Below are 18,697 nucleotides of genomic sequence, written 5' to 3'. Positions count from 1 at the left end.
ATCTTCGCAGGTGAACGGGGAAGAAGCAGGGCCGAACAGAGGTATATGGCGGTAGCGGGTGCCGACACCCGTCCGAGAGGGCTATGTTCGGTTATGAGGAATGGCGGAAGCCATCGCTCACTGAATGCACTGGTCTGCTTCGGCGTTTTCAGAACCTCGCAACTTCTGGGGTGGGGATCTTGCCGATGGGGGAGGAGGAGGTGAAAGTCGCCAAGTCCGAGGCTCCGGTGACTACTGGGGTCTGGTGCAACAGGGAGTAACTCCGCAGCGAGGCGGAGTGATCCGGGAACGGAGTTCTGCGTGGACATCGTCGTCAAGGGCCGCAAGACCGAGGTGCCCGAGCGGTTCCGCAAGCACGTGGCCGAGAAGCTGAAGCTGGAGAAGATCCAGAAGCTCGACGGCAAGGTGATCAGCCTCGACGTCGAGGTGTCCAAGGAGCACAACCCGCGGCAGGCCGACCGGTGCGACCGGGTGGAGATCACGCTCCACTCCCGTGGCCCCGTGATCCGTGCGGAGGCGGCCGCCGCCGATCCGTACGCGGCGCTCGATCTGGCCACCGGAAAGCTGGAGGCCCGGCTGCGCAAGCAGCACGAGAAGCGCCACAACCGGCGTGGCAACGGGCGGCTTTCGGCCGCCGAGGTCGTCGAAGTCGTTCCTGATGTGGCTCGGTTGAACGCGAACGGCCAGACCGCGCGGGAAGAGGCCGCACAGGCCGTCCCCACCACCAGGATCGGCACGCTCGAAGTGCAGGGCGACGGGCCGCTGGTGGTCCGGGAGAAGAACCATGTGGCCGCGCCCATGACGCTCGATCAGGCTCTCTACGAGATGGAGCTGGTCGGGCACGATTTCTATCTCTTCGTCGATTCCGACACCAAGGAACCCAGCGTCGTCTACCGGCGCCATGCTTATGACTACGGAGTGATCCACCTCAGGACGGACCCGTTCGCCGGCTCGGAGACGGGGGGTGCGGGCGGCGCCCTCGGCGGCTGAGCCACCGGCCGGCGGACCGCGGGCACAAGGGCCCGCGGAAGGCCGGAAACGAAGGGCCGGAAACCGGCTGGGACTCCCGCAGGGATCCGTGCTCCCGTGGTGCCCCTGAGCGCCCCCCGCGCCTCAGGGGCACCGGCGCCCGGCCGGAAGGATCACCGCACTGTCATCCAGGCATGAAATCATGGCGTCGCAAGCCAACAAGTGGTCTGCGAACTGCGGTTGGCCGGCTCTCATGAACTCGGGCCACTGGCCTTCAGGGGGAGGAACGATGGCGGACAGCTTCGGACCGGTGCACAGCGCGGACGATGCCGACGACACGGTCGGCGGCGCCCGGTCCGACGCGGACACGGACCGGGACGGCTCCCGCAAGGAGCCGATCCGGGTCCTGGTCGTGGACGACCATGCCCTCTTCCGCCGCGGACTGGAGATCGTCCTCGCCCAGGAGGAGGACATCCAGGTCATCGGTGAGGCGGGCGACGGCGCGGAGGCCGTGGACAAGGCCGCCGATCTGCTGCCCGACATCGTGCTGATGGACGTACGGATGCCCAGGCGCGGCGGTATCGAGGCCTGCACCTCCATCAAGGAGGTGGCCCCCAGTGCCAAGATCATCATGCTGACGATCAGCGACGAGGAGGCCGACCTCTACGACGCGATCAAAGCGGGCGCGACCGGCTATCTCCTCAAGGAGATCTCCACCGATGAAGTGGCCACCGCGATCCGCGCCGTGGCCGACGGGCAGTCACAGATCAGTCCGTCCATGGCGTCCAAGCTGCTGACCGAGTTCAAGTCGATGATTCAGCGCACCGACGAGCGCAGACTGGTGCCCGCGCCACGTCTGACGGACCGTGAACTCGAAGTCCTCAAACTGGTCGCCACGGGAATGAACAACCGTGATATTGCCAAGGAGTTGTTCATCTCCGAGAACACCGTGAAGAACCATGTCCGCAATATCCTGGAGAAGCTGCAGCTCCACTCCAGGATGGAGGCCGTGGTCTACGCGATGCGCGAGAAGATCCTGGAGATCCGCTGAGCCAGCTGTCAGAGGCCTCAGAGGGCCTCAGAGGTCGGTGAGCGCCTCGGCCAGCGGCCCCCGCAACTCCGGTGCGTCGACGCGCTCGACCCGTACGTCCGAGCAGCCGACCCACTCCGCCGCCTCCCGCAGCGCCCGGGCCATCGGCAGCACGGCCTTGCGGGTCTCCAGGGACACCTGCTTGGCCACCAGCGTCTTTCCCTCGCGCGCCGGGTCGACCCGGCCCAGCAGTCTGCCGCCGGACAGCAGCGGCATCGCGAAATAGCCGTACACCCGCTTGGGCTTGGGGACGTATGCCTCCAGCCGGTGGGTGAAGCCGAAGATCCGCTCCGTACGCGCCCGCTCCCAGATGAGGGAGTCGAACGGCGACAGCAGCGTCGTACGGTGCCGTCCGCGCGGGGCGGTCGTCAGCGCCTCGGGATCGGCCCAGGCGGGCTTCCCCCATCCCTCGACCGTCACCGGCACCAGCCCCGAGTCCTCCACCACCGCGTCGAACTGCTCGCCCTTGAGGCGGTGGTAGTCCGCGATATCGGCTCGGGTGCCGACACCGAGGGACCGGCCCGCGAGCCGGACGAGCCGGCGCAGACACTCCCGGTCGTCCAGATCGTCATGGAGGAACTCGCCGGGGACGGCGCGCTCCGCCAGGTCGTACACCCGCTTCCAGCTACGCCGCCCGGTGCACACGACCTCGCCGTACATCAGCGCGCGCTCGACGGCGACCTTCGCCTCCGACCAGTCCCACCACGGCCCGCCGTTCTTGGCGCCGCCCAGCTCAGTGGCGGTCAGCGGGCCCTCCGTGCGCAACTGCTTGATCACCGCTTCGTACGCGCCGTCCCGCAGGTCGTGGTACCAGTGCGGGCGGGCGCGGTAGGCACGGCGGCGGAAGGCGAAGTGCGGCCACTCCTCGATGGGCAGGATGCACGCGGCATGGGACCAGTACTCGAAGGCGTGGGGGCGCGGTGACGACGCGCCGAGGGGCGCGGGCGTCCAGTAGGCGTCCTCGACGGTCTTGCGGCCAACGGCGCCCAGCCGCGCGTAAGGAATCAGTTCGTGCGACCGGGCCAGCACCGAGATCGTGTCGAGCTGGACGGCTCCGAGATGGCGCAGCACGCCCCGGACGCCGCCGCGCCGGTCGGGCACCCCGAGGAATCCCTGGGCGTGCAGGGCTATCCGGCGGGCCTCGTCGGCGGACAGTTCGGCGGCGGGCGGCGGCGCAGTCGTCATGGTCCGCACGATAGACCGCGCCACTGACAGTCAGCCGCGCGCCGGCAGATACGGATGCGCGCTCGGCAGCCCCAGATCGGACGGCAGCAGCCCCGCTATCCAGCAGTCACGCAGCGTTCCCTTGTTGAGCAGCCCCGCGCGCAGGACGCCCTCCACCATGAACCCGGCCTTCTCCGCGACGGCCCGCGAGCCCGTGTTGCCGACCTCGGCACGCCACTCCAGCCGCTCCGCGGCCAGCGCCGTGAAGGCCCAGCGGGCCACCGCCGTCACCGCCTCCGTCATGAAGCCGCGGCCCCGGTGCTCCCTGGCCGTCCAGAAACCCACCTCCCAGACGCCGGAGCGCGGGTGGTGCAGGCTGATCGCGGCGATCAGCGGGCCGCCGTCGAGCGGCTCCACGGCGAAGGTGTACTCGGTGTCCCGGCACCAGCCGTCCGGGACCATCCGCGCGACGAAGTCCTCCGCGTGCCGCCGCTCGTAGGGCGACGGGACCGGTATCCAGCGCTGGATGTCCGGATCCTGGCAGGCCGCGAGGACCGCGTCCGTGTCGGCCGGTTCCGGCACGCGCAGCCGCAGCCGCCCGGTGGTGAGAATGAGGGGTTCCATGCCCGGATTCTGCCGAGGCGTGCCGCTTATCACGAGTACTTTTCCCGGGGCACCGGCACCTTCGGCCGGTTCCGCGCGTTCTCTTTGCGGGTGACAGCAGGCCGGCGTGACGGCGGCCCTCCCGGCGCGGGCGGGTCCTCGCTTACGATGGCCGTTGCGGTGGGGCCCGCCTGCCGTGCCCGCGCCCGTGTCCGTATCCGACCCACGTGCCCGGCCCGACCGGCAAGGAGACCAACCTCAGTGTCCGTCTTCAACAAGCTCATGCGTGCAGGCGAAGGCAAGATCCTGCGCAAACTGCACCGCATCGCGGACCAGGTCAACTCCATCGAAGAGGACTTCGTGAGCCTCTCCGACGCCGAGTTGAGGGCGCTCACCGCCGAGTACAAGGAGCGGTTCGCCGACGGTGAGAGCCTGGACGACCTGCTCCCCGAGGCCTTCGCGACCGTTCGTGAGGCGGCCAAGCGCGTCCTCGGCCAGCGTCACTACGACGTCCAGCTCATGGGCGGCGCCGCGCTGCACCTCGGCTATGTCGCCGAGATGAAGACCGGTGAGGGCAAGACCCTCGTCGGCACGCTGCCCGCCTATCTGAACGCGCTGTCCGGCAAGGGCGTCCACCTGATCACGGTGAACGACTATCTGGCCGAGCGCGACTCCGAGATGATGGGCCGCGTCCACAAGTTCCTCGGCCTCGAAGTCGGCTGCATCCTGGCGAACATGACTCCGGCGCAGCGCCGTGAGCAGTACGCCTGCGACATCACGTACGGCACGAACAACGAGTTCGGCTTCGACTACCTCCGCGACAACATGGCGTGGTCGCGGGAGGAACTGGTCCAGCGCGGCCACAATTACGCGATCGTCGACGAGGTCGACTCGATCCTGGTCGACGAGGCCCGTACGCCGCTGATCATCTCCGGCCCCGCCGACCAGGCCACCAAGTGGTACGGCGACTTCGCCAAGCTCGTCACCCGGCTGACCAGGGGCGAGGCGGGCAATCCGCTCAAGGGCATCGACGAGACCGGCGACTACGAGGTCGACGAGAAGAAGCGCACCGTCGCCATCCACGAGTCGGGTGTCGCCAAGGTCGAGGACTGGCTGGGCATCGACAACCTGTACGAGTCGGTCAACACCCCGCTCGTCGGTTATCTGAACAACGCCATCAAGGCCAAGGAACTGTTCAAGAACGACAAGGACTATGTCGTCATCGACGGCGAAGTCATGATCGTCGACGAGCACACCGGCCGTATCCTCGCCGGCCGCCGCTACAACGAGGGCATGCACCAGGCGATCGAGGCGAAGGAAGGGGTGGACATCAAGGACGAGAACCAGACCCTTGCCACCATCACCCTCCAGAACTTCTTCCGCCTCTACGGCAAGCTCTCCGGTATGACCGGTACGGCCATGACCGAGGCCGCCGAGTTCCACCAGATCTACAAGCTGGGCGTCGTGCCGATCCCGACGAACCGGCCCATGGTCCGGGTGGACCAGTCCGACCTGATCTACCGCACCGAGGTCGCCAAGTTCGCGGCGGTCGTCGACGACATCGCCGAGAAGCACGACAAGGGGCAGCCGATCCTGGTCGGCACCACCTCGGTCGAGAAGTCCGAGTACCTCTCGCAGCAGCTCAGCAAGCGCGGTGTCCAGCACGAAGTGCTCAACGCCAAGCAGCACGACCGGGAGGCGACGATCGTCGCCCAGGCCGGCCGCAAGGGCGCGGTCACGGTCGCGACGAACATGGCCGGCCGTGGTACGGACATCAAGCTCGGCGGCAACCCCGACGATCTGGCGGAGGCGGAGCTGCGCCAGCGCGGCCTCGACCCCGTCGAGCATGTCGAGGAGTGGGCTGCGGCCCTGCCCGCCGCGCTGGAGAAGGCCGAGCAGGCGGTCAAGGCGGAGTTCGAGGAGGTCAAGGACCTGGGCGGGCTCTATGTCCTCGGCACCGAGCGCCATGAGTCGCGCCGTATCGACAACCAGCTCCGCGGCCGTTCCGGACGCCAGGGCGACCCGGGCGAGTCGCGGTTCTATCTGTCGCTCGGCGACGACCTGATGCGGCTGTTCAAGGCGCAGATGGTCGAGCGCGTCATGGCCATGGCCAATGTGCCCGACGACGTCCCCATCGAGAACAAGATGGTGACGCGGGCCATCGCCTCCGCCCAGTCGCAGGTCGAGCAGCAGAACTTCGAGACACGTAAGAACGTCCTGAAGTACGACGAGGTCCTCAACCGGCAGCGTGAGGTCATCTACGGCGAGCGCCGCCGCGTCCTGGAGGGCGAGGACCTGCATGAGCAGGTGCGCCACTTCATGGACGACACGATCGACGCGTACATCCAGGCCGAGACCGTCGAGGGCTTCGCCGAGGAGTGGGACCTGGACCGGCTGTGGGGCGCCTTCAAGCAGCTCTACCCGGTGAAGGCCACCATCGAGGAGCTGGAGGAGGCGGCCGGCGACCGCGCCGGGATCACCGCCGAGTTCATCGCGGAGTCCATCAAGGACGACATCCACGAGCAGTACCAGGACCGCGAGAAGCAGCTCGGCTCGGACATCATGCGTGAGCTGGAGCGGCGCGTGGTGCTCTCCGTCCTGGACCGCAAGTGGCGCGAGCACCTCTACGAGATGGACTACCTCCAGGAGGGCATCGGCCTCCGCGCGATGGCACAGAAGGACCCGCTGGTCGAGTACCAGCGCGAGGGCTTCGACATGTTCAACGCCATGATGGAGGGCATCAAGGAGGAGTCCGTCGGCTATCTGTTCAACCTGGAGGTCCAGGTCGAGCAGCAGGTCGAGGAGGTCCCGGTGGAGGAGGACGCGGCGGCGCGTCCGTCGCTCGCCAAGCAGGACACGGTGGCCGCTGGCGCTCCGAGGCCGGAGATCCGCGCGAAGGGGCTCGACGCGCCGCAGCGGCCCGACCGGCTGCACTTCTCCGCTCCCACGGTGGACGGCGAGGGCGGCATCGTCGAGGGCGACTTCCAGAACGCGGAAGGGCCGACGCGGTCCACGACGGACGGGCTAACGCGGGCCGAGCGGCGCAAGGCGCAGAAGGGCGGCGGTGGCGGGCGGCGCCGCAAGAAGTAAGGCCGCCGCAGAAAGAACCGTCGCAGGAAGACCAGCCAGTCGGGATACGGGCCGGGGTGCGCATGTGCTATGCGTGCCCCGGCCCGTTCCTGTGCCCTGTGCCGCTTCGTGCCTTGGGCTTCATGGCACGGTGTTCACGGTGTGCCGTTCGGGTTCCGGCCGTCGGTACGTACGCCGGGTTCGCCGCCCAGTTCGACGGCGGCGCAGCGCCAGCGCAGGTCGGCGCTCTGTTCCAGCCGGAAGGCCATGGCGCGGATCTGATCGCCCGCGGCGATGCTGGCGCAGGCCTCGACCACGCCCGGCCGGGGCTGGGAGCCGTGGCAGGTACGGATGACAGGGATCGCGCCCCGGGCCCTGAGCGGGGTGCCGGGGGCGAGCCGGACGAGCTGTTCGTACGCCTCCCCGATGGTCCGGCCGAGCATCCAGTGGACCGGGCGGTGGCCGCTGAGGACGGCCAGCAGACGCTCCGCGAAGAGTTCGTGCGGGGCCGGCGGGCGGCGCCGCTGCGGGCGTACGGTGCCGGGCCTGCGCGGGTCGCGGCGGCCCGGAGGCCGTGGTGCGGCGACGGTCCTGGCCGCCGCGCGGTCCGCCCTGGTACGGGTGGGAGTCGTGGAGTTCGTGCGTGTGGTGGTGCTGGTGCGGCTGGTGATGCCGGTCTGGCTGGTGGTGCCAGTGCGTGTCGTGGTGTCGGTCGTGTCGGTCGCATGCATGCAGATCGCCCCCGTTCTGCCCGTCCGGTCCGATACCGGTCGGTAACTTGTGTTGGGGGATCTTTTACGGGGCTTGGGGCGACGCCCGCAAGGCGGGTACGCCATCGGGGTACGGTGCGCCGGAATCACCTGTCCGAGTGACCGGCGGGCGGCCGTAGGCGGGAGTGCGGGGTGGGGCGCGGCTCTCGGTGGACGCTCCGGGACTCCCTGAGCATCACTCCGAAGAGGGACTCCCGGACGTATCCTTGAGTGCTCTCCCGACGATGAAAGCGGCCACCTCATGCGCGTCTATGTCCCCCTGACCCTGTCCGGACTCGCGGAGGCGTACAAGACGGGCGAAGTGGGTCCGGGGCCGCTGATCGCCTACGCGGTGACCCCGGGGCTGCGGGAGTGGTACGTCTCGGACGACATCGAGGAGCTGGAGTACGCGGCGCTGAACCGGGCCGCGGCCGCCTCGCTCCGGCTGCTCGCCGCCGATCCCGGGGTCGGACGGCGCCGGGTGGTCCTCGCGGCGGACGTGCCGGACCGGGAGGCCGTGTCGGACCCGGACCGGGGGCTGGACGCGGCGACGCTGGGCGAGGTCCGGATCGCCTCGCCGGTCGCGCTGGCCCGGGCGGCGGCGGTGCATGTCGACTCGGACGAGGCGGACGAGGACGTGACAGCCGCTGCGGCGGCACTGGGGGCGGCGGACCACGGGGACGACGACGCGCAGTTCACGGTGGACGGCGCGGAGGACCACGAGCTGCTCTGGTACGGGGTCCAGGAGATCCCGAACCTCATCGGCTGAGCGCGGGCGCCGCGCGCCGGGGCAGCGCCGGGGCAAGTTATCCACAGGCAGGGCTCGGTCCGGGCCGTTGTCGGACCCGGCCGGTACGGTTTCTGCCATGGGGAAGCAGAACACACACCTGGTCTGGGACTGGAACGGCACGATTCTCGACGACATCGAAGCGGTCATCGGGGCGACCAACGCGGCCTTCGCGGAGATAGGGCTGGAGCCCATCACGCTGGACCGCTACCGAGAGCTGTACTGCGTGCCGATCCCGCGGTTCTACGAGCGGCTGATGGGGCGCCTGCCGAGCGATGCCGAGTGGCTCGTCATGGACGAGACCTTCCACCGGCACTACACGGAGCGGCGCGTGCACTGCGGTCTCACGGCGGGGGCCGAGGAGCTGCTGGAGGAGTGGCGGCGGGCCGGGCGCAGCCAGTCGCTGCTGAGCATGTACGGGCATGAGGAGCTGGTCCCGACCGTGCGGGGGTACGGGATCGAGCGCCACTTCGTCCGGGTCGACGGGCGCACGGGGCCGTCGGGCGGCAGCAAGGCGCTGCACATGGAGCGCCATCTGACCGCGCTGGCGGGCACGGGCGCGATATCCGCCGAGCGCACGGTGGTGATCGGCGACGCGGTCGACGACGCGGTGGCGGCCGCGCATGTGGGGGCGCGGGCCGTGCTCTACACCGGCGGGACGAACAGCAGGGCCAGCCTGGAAGCGGTGGGTGTCCCGGTGGTGGACACCCTGGCGGAGGCAGTGGCCACGGCGCAGAGCCTGTGAGGAGCCGGGCGTCCGGGCAGGAGCCGCTGCACAGGGCCACCGGCGGGCGGAGCCTGTGACGCCGTGAGGCGCCGCAGGCCGGGCGAGGCGGACAGGTGCTGAGGCTGCCGGGTGCGGGCCGGGCGGGTCAGGTGGCGGGGGCCGTCGCTCGGAGGACGGTGAGGAATTCGCGCATCCAGGCCGAGTGGTCGGGCCAGGCGCGGGAGGAGACGATATTGCCGTCCACCACCGCCTCGGCGTCCTGGAAGGTGGCTCCGGCGGCCTGCATGTCGAGCTCCAGCGCCGGGTACGCGGTGACCCGGCGGCCGGCCAGCTCGCCGAGGGCGGCGGTGAGGAGGGGGCCGTGGCAGATCTGGGCGACCGGCTTGTCGGCGTCGAAGAAGGACTTGAGGATCTTGCGCAGCTCCGCGTCGGCCCTCAGATACTCGGGGGCGCGGCCGCCCGGAATGACGACGGCGGCGTACTGCGTGGGGTCGACCTCGGAGAAGGCCAGGTCGGCGGGCCAGGTGTAGCCGGGCTTCTCGGTGTAGGTGTCGAAACCGGGCTCGAAGTCATGGACGACGAACTGGAGCTTCTTGCGGGTGGGGGCCGCGATATGGACCTCGTACCCCTCCTCGCGCAGACGCTGATAGGGATAGAGGACTTCGAGGGACTCGGCGGCGTCGCCGGTGACGATCAGAACTTTGGCTGTCATGACTGCTCCCGGAAGGGGTGGGTCGATCCGTCCATCTGTCGAGATCTGTCCATATGTCGACCAGTGTCGTCCCGTGGGCCGCTTCCCGTCCCGGTCGGCGCGGTCCGTGTCGCTGTCCAGAGTGTCAAAGTTGGGCGCCGTCTTTTGCACATGCGGCTCATGACGGCCTCCCGGTGAGGGGATATAGCCTTGGGCGGTGATCAGTGCGATATGCCGTGGGGGCAGTGAGGCCTCCCGCCCGTGCCCGGAGCGCCACAGCGTCCGGGCGATCGCTGATCGCCATGGTCCGGGCCGACCACCAAAATTGGCCAATAACACCCCGGACATCTCTCATCGCGGCATAACGTCGACCTCGACCGGAAACCCCGCGTCGTGGCGTTGCGTCGCATCCTTCACCAACGTCACGCAATGGCGCGCGACAGGAGTCAGAGGACATGCAGATCAAGCTGGACGAAGCCAAGGCTGAGCTGCTGGAACAGGCGGCCCGGGCCGCTGAGAACAGCCCGGCGGGGTGGACCGGGGCGCTCGGGGGCGGCCCCCGGGAGGACGAGGCGGCGACCGGCCTCCGTGACGGCGCGCCCGCCGGCGCCCCAGGTGTGCCCGGCGGCGGTGCCGGTCTCGACGGCCAGGGCGCGCTCCGTGCGTACCTCCAGCGTTACTACCTGCACACGGCCCCCGAGGACCTCTCCGACCGCGATCCGGTCGACATCCTCGGCGCGGCGCTTTCGCACTACCGGCTGGCGGGGCACCGCCCGCAGGGGACGGCCAGCGTACGGGTGCACACCCCGACGGTCGAGGAGAATGGCTGGACGTGCAGCCACTCCGTGGTCGAGGTGGTCACCGACGACATGCCGTTCCTGGTGGACTCCGTCACCAATGAGCTGTCCCGTCAGGGCCGCGGTATCCACGCGGTGATCCACCCACAGGTCGTCGTACGCCGTGATGTCACGGGCAAGCTCATCGAGGTGCTCCCCGAGGCGACCGCCACCGCCGTGGACCGGCCGCACGATGTGCTGACCGAGTCCTGGATCCATGTCGAGATCGACCGCGAGACCGACCGCGCCGATCTCAAGCAGATGACCGCCGATCTGCTCCGTGTCCTGTCCGACGTCCGTGAGACCGTCGAGGACTGGAAGAAGATGCGCGACTCCGCGCTGCGCATCGCCGAGGAGCTGCCCACCGAGCCGACCGCCGACGATCTGCGTGACCAGGAGGTCGAGGAGGCGCGCGAGCTGCTGCGCTGGCTCGCCGCCGACCACTTCACGTTCCTCGGCTACCGCGAGTACCAGCTCACGGACGCGGACGCCCTGTCCGCCGTGCCCGGCACCGGTCTCGGCATTCTGCGCTCCGACCCGCGGCAGAGCGAGGACGACGACCATCCGGTCAGCCCGTCCTTCAGCAGGCTGCCCGCCGACGCCCGTGCCAAGGCCCGCGAGCACAAGCTGCTCGTCCTCACCAAGGCCAACAGCCGCTCCACCGTTCACCGGTCCGGCTATCTCGACTATGTCGGGGTGAAGAAGTTCGACGACAAGGGCAATGTCGTCGGCGAGCGGCGGTTCCTCGGGCTCTTCTCCTCGGCCGCGTACACCGAGTCCGTACGGCGGGTCCCGGTGATCCGGCGCAAGGTCGCCGAGGTGCTGGAAGGCGCGGGCTTCTCGCCCGACAGCCACGACGGCCGCGATCTGCTCCAGATCCTGGAGACCTATCCGCGCGACGAGCTGTTCCAGACGCCGGTGGACCAGCTCCGTTCGATCGTCACCAGCGTGCTCTACCTCCAGGAGCGCAGACGGCTGCGGCTGTATCTGCGCCAGGACGAGTACGGGCGGTACTACTCGGCCCTTGTCTACCTGCCGCGCGACCGGTACACCACCGGGGTCAGGCTGCGGCTGGTCGACATCCTCAAGGAGGAGCTGGGCGGCTCCAGCGTCGACTTCACCGCGTGGAACACCGAATCGATCCTCTCCAGGCTCCACTTCGTCGTCCGGGTCCCCCGGGGCACCGAGCTGGCCAAGCTCACCGACGCCGACACCGAGCGGATCGAGGCCCGGCTCGTCGAGGCCGCCCGTTCCTGGAGCGATGCCTTCGGTGAGGCGCTGAACGCCGAATGCGGCGAGGAGCGCGCCGCCGAGCTGCTGCGCCAGTACGGCAACGCCTTCCCCGAGGGGTACAAGGCGGACCACTCGCCGCGCGCCGCCGTCGCGGACCTGGTGCATCTGGAGGCGCTCAACAAGGCCGAGTCGGACTTCTCGCTCTCGCTGTACGAGCCGGTCGGCGCCGGTCCCGGCGAGCGGCGCTTCAAGATCTACCGCTCGGGCGAGCAGGTCTCGCTCTCCGCCGTCCTGCCCGTGCTCCAGCGGCTCGGGGTGGAGGTCGTCGACGAGCGTCCGTACGAGCTGCGCTGCACCGACCGTACGATCGCCTGGATCTACGACTTCGGGCTGCGGATGCCGCTGGGCGGCGCGGACGGCGACTATCTCGCCGATGACGCCCGCGAGCGCTTCCAGGACGCCTTCGCGGCGGTGTGGACCGGTGCCGCGGAGAACGACGGCTTCAACTCCCTTGTCCTGCGCGCCGGTCTGGACTGGCGGCAGGCGATGGTGCTGCGCGCGTACGCCAAGTACCTGCGCCAGTCGGGCACGACCTTCAGCCAGGACTACATGGAGGACACCCTCCGCAGCAATGTCCACACCACCCGGCTGCTGGTCTCCCTCTTCGAGGCCCGGATGGCGCCGGAGCGCCAGCGCGCCGGCACGGAGCTGACGGAGGCGATGCTGGAGGAGCTGGACGGCGCCCTCGACCAGGTCGCGAGCCTGGACGAGGACCGGATCCTCAGGTCCTTCCTCACCCTCATCAAGGCCACGCTCCGCACCAATTTCTTCCAGGGCGCCGATGGGAAGCGTGAGCAGAAGGACGACAGGGACAAGCAGGGCGGGAAGAAGCAGGGCGGCGGGCATCACAGCTATGTGTCGATGAAGTTCGACCCGCAGGCCATCCCCGATCTGCCCGCGCCCCGCCCGGCGTACGAGATCTGGGTGTACTCACCGCGCGTCGAGGGCGTCCATCTGCGCTTCGGCAAGGTCGCCCGTGGCGGGCTGCGCTGGTCCGACCGGCGCGAGGACTTCCGTACGGAGGTGCTCGGCCTGGTCAAGGCGCAGATGGTGAAGAACACCGTGATCGTGCCGGTCGGCGCCAAGGGCGGCTTTGTCGCCAAGCAGCTCCCCGACCCGGCCGTGGACCGGGACGCCTGGCTCGCCGAGGGCATCGCCTCGTACAAGATCTTCATCTCGGCGCTGCTCGACATCACGGACAACATGGTCGCGGGCGAGGTCGTGCCGCCGGCCGATGTGGTCCGGCACGACGAGGACGACACGTATCTCGTCGTCGCTGCCGACAAGGGCACCGCGAGCTTCTCGGACATCGCCAACGAGGTCGCGCTTGCCTATGACTTCTGGCTCGGCGACGCCTTCGCCTCCGGTGGCAGCGCCGGTTACGACCACAAGGGCATGGGTATCACGGCCCGCGGGGCGTGGGAGTCGGTCAAGCGGGACTTCCGCGAGCTGGGCCACGACACCCAGACCGAGGACTTCACGGTCGTCGGCGTCGGTGACATGTCCGGTGACGTGTTCGGCAACGGGATGCTGCTGTCCGAGCACATCCGGCTGGTCGCGGCCTTCGACCACCGGCACATCTTCCTCGATCCGCACCCGGACGCGGCCACCTCGTACGCCGAGCGCCGCAGGCTGTTCGAGCTGCCGCGCTCCTCGTGGGCGGACTACAACAAGCAGTTGCTGTCGCAGGGCGGCGGCATCCACCCGCGTACCGCCAAGTCGATCCCCGTCAACGCGCATGTCCGTGACGCCCTCGGTATCGAGCCCGGGGTCACCAAGCTGACCCCCGCCGAGCTGATGAAGGCGATCCTCAAGGCCCCGGTGGACCTGCTGTGGAACGGCGGGATCGGTACGTACGTCAAGGCCTCCACCGAGTCGAACGCCGATGTCGGCGACAAGGCCAACGACCCGATCCGCGTCAACGGCGAGGAGCTGCGGGTCAAGGCCGTCGGCGAGGGCGGCAATCTGGGGCTCACCCAGCTCGGCCGGATCGAGTTCGCGCGGCGCGGCGCGGGCGGCGCCGGCGGCAGGGTCAATACCGACGCGATCGACAACAGCGCCGGCGTGGACACCTCCGACCACGAGGTGAACATCAAGATCCTGCTGAACGGTCTGGTGGCCGAGGGCGATCTGACCGTCAAGCAGCGCAACAAGCTGCTCGCCGAGATGACCGACGAGGTCGGCGCGCTGGTGCTGCGCAACAACTACGCGCAGAACACGGCCCTCGCCAACGCCTGCTCCCAGGCGCCGTCGCTCCTCCACGCACACCAGCGGTTCATCCGCAGGCTGGAGCGGGACGGCCATCTCGACCGGGCGCTGGAGTTCCTGCCGACCGACCGGCAGATCCGTGAACTGCTGAGCGCGGGCAGGGGCCTGTCGCAGCCGGAGCTGGCGGTGCTGCTCGCGTACACCAAGATCACGGTGGCCGAGGAGCTGATCCACACCGGCCTGCCGGACGACCCGTATCTGCGCAAGCTGCTGCACGCGTACTTCCCCTCGGCGCTGCGCGAGCAGTTCCCCGAGCGGATCGACTCGCATGCCCTGCGCCGGGAGATCGTGACGACGGTGTTGGTCAACGACACCGTCAACAGCGGTGGTTCGACCTTCCTGCACCGGCTGCGCGAGGAGACCGGGGCGTCGATCGAGGAGATCGTCCGGGCACAGGCCTCGGCCAGGGACATCTTCGGGCTCAACGCGGTCTGGGACGCGGTGGAGGCGCTGGACAACAAGGTCCCCGCGGACGTCCAGACCCGGATCAGGCTGCACTCGCGCCGACTGGTCGAGCGCGGTACGCGCTGGCTGCTGGGCAACCGGCCGCAGCCGCTGGAGATCACCGGCACCATCGAGTTCTTCGCGGCGGGTGTCGAGCGGGTGTGGGCGCAGCTGCCCACGATGCTGCGCGGTGCGGAGATGGAGTGGTACCAGCGCATTCTGGCGGAGCTGACCGAGGCGGGGGTCCCGGAGGAACTGGCCGTACGGGTCGCCGGGTTCTCGTCCGCCTTCCCGACGCTGGACATCGTGGCGATCGCGGACCGTACGGGACAGGACCCGCTCTCGGTCGCCGAGGTGTACTACGACCTCGGGGAGCGGCTGCGGATCACCCAGCTCAGGGACCGGATCGTGGAGCTGCCGCGGGCGGACCGCTGGCAGTCGATGGCCCGCGCCTCCATCCGCGAGGACCTGTACGCGGCGCATGCCGCGCTGACCGCGGATGTGCTGACCGTGGGCAATGGGAACTCGACGCCGGCGGAGCGCTTCACGGCGTGGGAGGGGAAGAACGCGGCGATCCTGTCCAGGGCGCGGGCGACGCTGGAGGAGATCCAGGGGTCGGACGCGTTCGATCTGGCGAATCTGTCGGTCGCGATGCGCACGATGCGGACGCTGCTGCGTACGCATAGCTGATAGCTGATACGCGTACGTATATACGCGTACGTATAGCTGTACATGGGTGAGGGTGCGCCGGGCTCAGGATGAGCCGGGCGCACCCCATCGCGTTCCGGTCCACAGGCGTCGGCAGGCCAGCAGGGCCGCGGCGAGCAGAAGGCCGTTTCTGAGCGCCATCACCACACAGCCCAGCGGGGTCACGGCCATGACATCCAGATACAGCACCGGATAGCCGAGGGCGCTGAGGACGGTCGCGGGGAGCAGCAGCAGGGCGACCGGGCGCTGGGTCGTTCCCCGACAGGTCAGGCAGACCGCGGCCAGGCCCAGCAGCCAGATCAGATACTGCGGGCTGATCACCCGGCTGGTGACGGTGAAGAGGAGTACGGCCGTCAGCGCCGCGTCGAAGGGGGTGGCCGCCGTCCAGTGTCTGGCGCGTACTCGCCAGAGGAGCAGCCAGCAGAACGCCGAGGCGGTCAGCAGCAGGGCCGCCAGGGATACGGCCGTCACATGCGGGCCGGTGAACTCGAAGGCGCCGTAACGGTATTCGACCCGGCCGGACCAGCCCGCCAGCCGCGCCAGGGAGAGCGCGGTGCCGCCGAGCGACTCGATCTGGATGCCCCGGCCGCCCTGTTGGCGCAGAAAGTCCAGTGGGTGCCCGAAGTTCAGGGCGAGGACGCCAAGCAGTACGAGGGCGCCGGCCGCGGCGGAGGTCCAGGCGGCGCGCGTGGTACGGCCGCGCGGGGTGCCCAGCAGGGTCAGCGCCGGCCAGACCTTCACCATCGCGCCGAGCCCGGCCAGCGCCCCGCCGGTGCGGGGGTGGCGGCGTACGGCGAGCAGGGCGAGGACGGCGAGGGCGGTGGCCTGCACGTCGTACCGTACGAGAGGGGTGTGCAGCAGCAGCGGTAAGCCGCCCGCCCAGAGCCAGGCCCCGGCGGCCGAGGATCCGGCCGGGCGGCCGGCCCGTACCAGCGCGAAGGTGATGACCGCGTCGGAGAGCAGGGCCAGGGCGATGAACGCCTGGAAGTAGGTCAGCCAGGGCAGCAGCGCGGGGGAGAGCAGTACGGCCCCGGCGCCGGGCGGATACTGCCAGGTCGCGTCGTCGACGGGGAAGGAGCCGAGCTTGAGCTGCTCGTACCAGCGCCGGTAGACCCCGTACACCTCGCGGCCGACCGCGCCCACGCCGAGGGTGTCATGAAGGACCAGATGGAGCATCGCCAGCCGGGTCACGGCCCAGAGGGTCCAGACGGCGGGGGTGGACCAGGTGGCCCATGAGGTCCAGATGGACCAGGTGGACCAGGTGAGGAGCGCGCCTTGGACAGGCGGAGCGATCGGGATCTCTTCCGTACGGGAAGAAGCGCGCGGCGGGGCGGGGGCGCGGGCGGGCGTGGGCTCGGGGGTGTCGGCCGTGCCGGTCGGAGGGTTTGTCATCGACCGGCACCCTAGCCCGCTTTTTCGACCTTAAGTCATGCTCATCCCTGCTTGCCCTACTTCTTCTTGGCTGTGAACTCCTCGTAGGCCGCGACGACCTCCGCCGCCGGGCCGTCCATCCGCAGCGTTCCCGACTCCAGCCAGAGCGCCCTGTCACACGTCTCGGTGATGGTCTTGTTGCTGTGGCTGACGAGAAAGACCGTCCCGGCCTCCTTGCGCAGCTCCGCGATGCGCTCCTGGCTGCGCCGCTGGAACTTCGCGTCGCCGGTGGAGAGCGCCTCGTCGATCAGCAGGACCTCATGGCTCTTGGCGGCAGCGATCGAGAAACGCAGCCGGGCACCCATGCCCGAGGAGTAGGTCCGCATCGGCAGGGAGATGAAGTCCCCCTTCTCGTTGATCCCGGAGAACTCCACGATGGCGTCGTAGCGCTCGCGGATCTGCTCGCGCGACATGCCCATGGCCAGCCCGCCGAGGATGACATTGCGCTCGCCGGTGAGATCGCTCATCAGGGCCGCGTTGACCCCGAGGAGCGAGGGCTGGCCCCGGGTGAAGACCTTGCCGCGGGTCGGCGGGAGCAGTCCCGCGACCGCCTTGAGCAGGGTCGACTTGCCCGAGCCGTTGGAGCCGATCAGACCGATCGCCTCGCCCTTGTACGCGGCGAAGCTGACACCCCGTACGGCATGGACCTGACGGGCGCCCGGGGTGGCCCGGCGGGTGACGATCCGGCTCAGGGCGGAGGTGGCGCTGCCGCGGCCGCCCCGGGTGCCATGGACCGTATAGGTGATGTGGACCCCGTCGGCGACGACGGTGGGGACACGTTCGGGGACGGCGGGGGTGTGTCCCGCGCCGGCGGGGATGCGGTCAGCCACGTCCGTACTCCTCCTCGGCCTTCCAGAAGAACAGGAACCCGCCGATTCCGGCGAGCAGCGCCCAGCCGGCGGCGACGGCCCAGACATGCGGGGGCAGCCGGGCGGCGGTGAAGCTGTCGATGAGCGCGAAGCGCGTCAGGTCGATGTAGACGGCGGCCGGATTGCACTCCAGGGCCACCGTGACGGCATGCGGCAGCCGGCCGTTGCCGGCCACCTTGTCGACGCTCCACATCACGCCCGACGTGTACATCCAGGTGCGCAGGACGAAGGGCATGAGCTGGGAGATGTCCGGGGTCCTGGCCGCCAGCCGCGCCACGGCCATCGAGACCCCGGTGTTGAACAGGGACTGGAGCACCAGGACCGGCACGATCAGCAGCCAGCTCGGCTTCGGGTACTCGCCGAAGCAGACCAGGATTACCGCCAGCGCGCCCAGGGAGAACAGGAGTTGCTGGAGCTGCTGGAGGGCGAGGGCGACGGGCAGGGCGGCGCGCGGGAAGTGGAGCGCCCGTACGAGACCGAGGTTGCCCGATATCGCGCGGGTGCCCGCCATGATCGAGCTGGAGGTGAAGGTCCAGATGAAGACGCCCGTGACCAGGAACGGGACGAAGTCCGGCACACCGTTCTTGGTGCCGAGCAGCACTCCGAAGATGAAGTAGTAGACCGTCGCGTTGAGCAGCGGGGTCATGATCTGCCAGAGCTGGCCGAGCTTGGCCTGACTGTACTGGGCAGTGAGCCGGGCGGTGGCGAAGGCGGTGATGAAGTGGCGCCGGGACCAGAGGCCGCGGAGGTACGCGGGCAGGGTGGGGCGGGCGCCGCTCACGGTCAGTCCGTGGCGGCGGGCGAGGGCGCTGAGGTCGGTGTCGGTGTCGGTGGCTGCGCCGGGCGTCCGGTCGAGGAGGGGGTCCGGATCCGGGACCGGTGCGGTCGGTGCGATCGGCTGGCTCACGGAGATGTCGGCTTTCGGGCGGTGGCTGGGCCTGGTGGCTGGGGGGGCTGGTGAGCTGGGAGCGTACGGGCGTACTGCGGGCGTACGGATTG

Annotated in this window: 12 protein-coding genes and 1 pseudogene; 6 read left to right on the top strand and 7 right to left on the bottom strand. The window is 69.4% G+C overall.

Annotation, left to right across the window (positions count from 1 at the left end; genetic code table 11):
• The first annotated feature begins 300 nt into the window (after positions 1–300).
• Positions 301–990: a ribosome hibernation-promoting factor, HPF/YfiA family gene (gene hpf / locus ACFU9P_RS18460; protein ID WP_376374305.1), complete on the top strand. Its 690-nt coding sequence runs from the start codon at positions 301–303 to the stop codon at positions 988–990.
• Positions 991–1,258: 268 nt separating this feature from the next.
• Complete coding sequence (locus tag ACFU9P_RS18455) at positions 1,259–2,020, top strand: response regulator (protein WP_376374302.1); 762 nt, start codon at positions 1,259–1,261, stop codon at positions 2,018–2,020.
• Between the two features lie 27 nt (positions 2,021–2,047).
• On the opposite strand, the gene ACFU9P_RS18450 is transcribed toward ACFU9P_RS18455, so the two are convergent.
• Positions 2,048–3,244: a winged helix-turn-helix domain-containing protein gene (locus tag ACFU9P_RS18450; RefSeq protein WP_384081798.1), complete on the bottom strand. Its 1,197-nt coding sequence runs from the start codon at positions 3,242–3,244 to the stop codon at positions 2,048–2,050.
• Positions 3,245–3,274: 30 nt separating this feature from the next.
• The gene (locus tag ACFU9P_RS18445) at positions 3,275–3,847 is read right to left on the bottom strand and encodes a GNAT family N-acetyltransferase (RefSeq protein WP_384081795.1); all 573 of its coding nucleotides are present in this window, start codon (positions 3,845–3,847) and stop codon (positions 3,275–3,277) included.
• 240 nt (positions 3,848–4,087) lie between these two features.
• On the opposite strand from ACFU9P_RS18445, the gene secA reads away from it, so the two are divergent.
• Positions 4,088–6,916, top strand: coding sequence for a preprotein translocase subunit SecA (gene secA / locus ACFU9P_RS18440; RefSeq protein ID WP_376374294.1), 2,829 nt, complete (start codon positions 4,088–4,090; stop codon positions 6,914–6,916).
• A gap of 134 nt (positions 6,917–7,050) precedes the next feature.
• Here the strand turns inward: secA and ACFU9P_RS18435 are convergent.
• A pseudogene (locus tag ACFU9P_RS18435) lies at positions 7,051–7,470 on the bottom strand (Rv3235 family protein); the annotation flags it as partial.
• Between the two features lie 436 nt (positions 7,471–7,906).
• Between ACFU9P_RS18435 and ACFU9P_RS18430 the strand changes: the two are divergent.
• Positions 7,907–8,413, top strand: coding sequence for a DUF6912 family protein (locus ACFU9P_RS18430; protein ID WP_046507231.1), 507 nt, complete (start codon positions 7,907–7,909; stop codon positions 8,411–8,413).
• Positions 8,414–8,510: 97 nt separating this feature from the next.
• A complete protein-coding gene (locus tag ACFU9P_RS18425; RefSeq protein WP_376374288.1) occupies positions 8,511–9,176 on the top strand; it encodes an HAD family hydrolase in 666 nt (221 codons plus the stop codon).
• Positions 9,177–9,303: 127 nt separating this feature from the next.
• Here ACFU9P_RS18425 and ACFU9P_RS18420 read toward each other — a convergent pair whose 3' ends face one another.
• Positions 9,304–9,870 carry a DJ-1/PfpI family protein gene (locus ACFU9P_RS18420; RefSeq protein ID WP_376374285.1) on the bottom strand — a complete coding sequence of 189 codons (567 nt, stop codon included), beginning with the start codon at positions 9,868–9,870 and terminating at the stop codon, positions 9,304–9,306.
• A gap of 434 nt (positions 9,871–10,304) precedes the next feature.
• Here ACFU9P_RS18420 and ACFU9P_RS18415 point away from each other — a divergent pair, with 434 nt between their 5' ends.
• Entirely contained in the window at positions 10,305–15,380 is a 5,076-nt protein-coding gene (locus tag ACFU9P_RS18415; RefSeq protein WP_384081790.1) for an NAD-glutamate dehydrogenase, read from the top strand.
• 63 nt (positions 15,381–15,443) lie between these two features.
• Here the strand turns inward: ACFU9P_RS18415 and ACFU9P_RS18410 are convergent, their stop codons facing one another.
• The 3 genes from ACFU9P_RS18410 to ACFU9P_RS18400 are packed head-to-tail and all read right to left on the bottom strand — an operon-like array spanning position 15,444 to position 18,605.
• The gene (locus ACFU9P_RS18410) at positions 15,444–16,790 is read right to left on the bottom strand and encodes a glycosyltransferase family 87 protein (RefSeq protein WP_384081787.1); all 1,347 of its coding nucleotides are present in this window, start codon (positions 16,788–16,790) and stop codon (positions 15,444–15,446) included.
• 56 nt (positions 16,791–16,846) lie between these two features.
• Complete coding sequence (locus ACFU9P_RS18405) at positions 16,847–17,746, bottom strand: ABC transporter ATP-binding protein (protein ID WP_376374278.1); 900 nt, start codon at positions 17,744–17,746, stop codon at positions 16,847–16,849.
• Positions 17,652–18,605 (bottom strand): ABC transporter permease, encoded by a 954-nt coding sequence (locus ACFU9P_RS18400; protein ID WP_384081784.1) that lies wholly within the window; start codon positions 18,603–18,605, stop codon positions 17,652–17,654. Before ACFU9P_RS18400 ends, ACFU9P_RS18405 begins: the two co-directional genes overlap by 95 nt.
• Between the last annotated feature and the right edge of the window lie 92 nt (positions 18,606–18,697).

The sequence above is a fragment of the Streptomyces sp. NPDC057617 genome (assembly GCF_042800555.1).
Lineage (GTDB): Bacteria > Actinomycetota > Actinomycetes > Streptomycetales > Streptomycetaceae > Streptomyces.
Note: the sequence above shows the minus strand (reverse complement) of the source record. Positions and strands in the feature narration are given on the sequence as shown.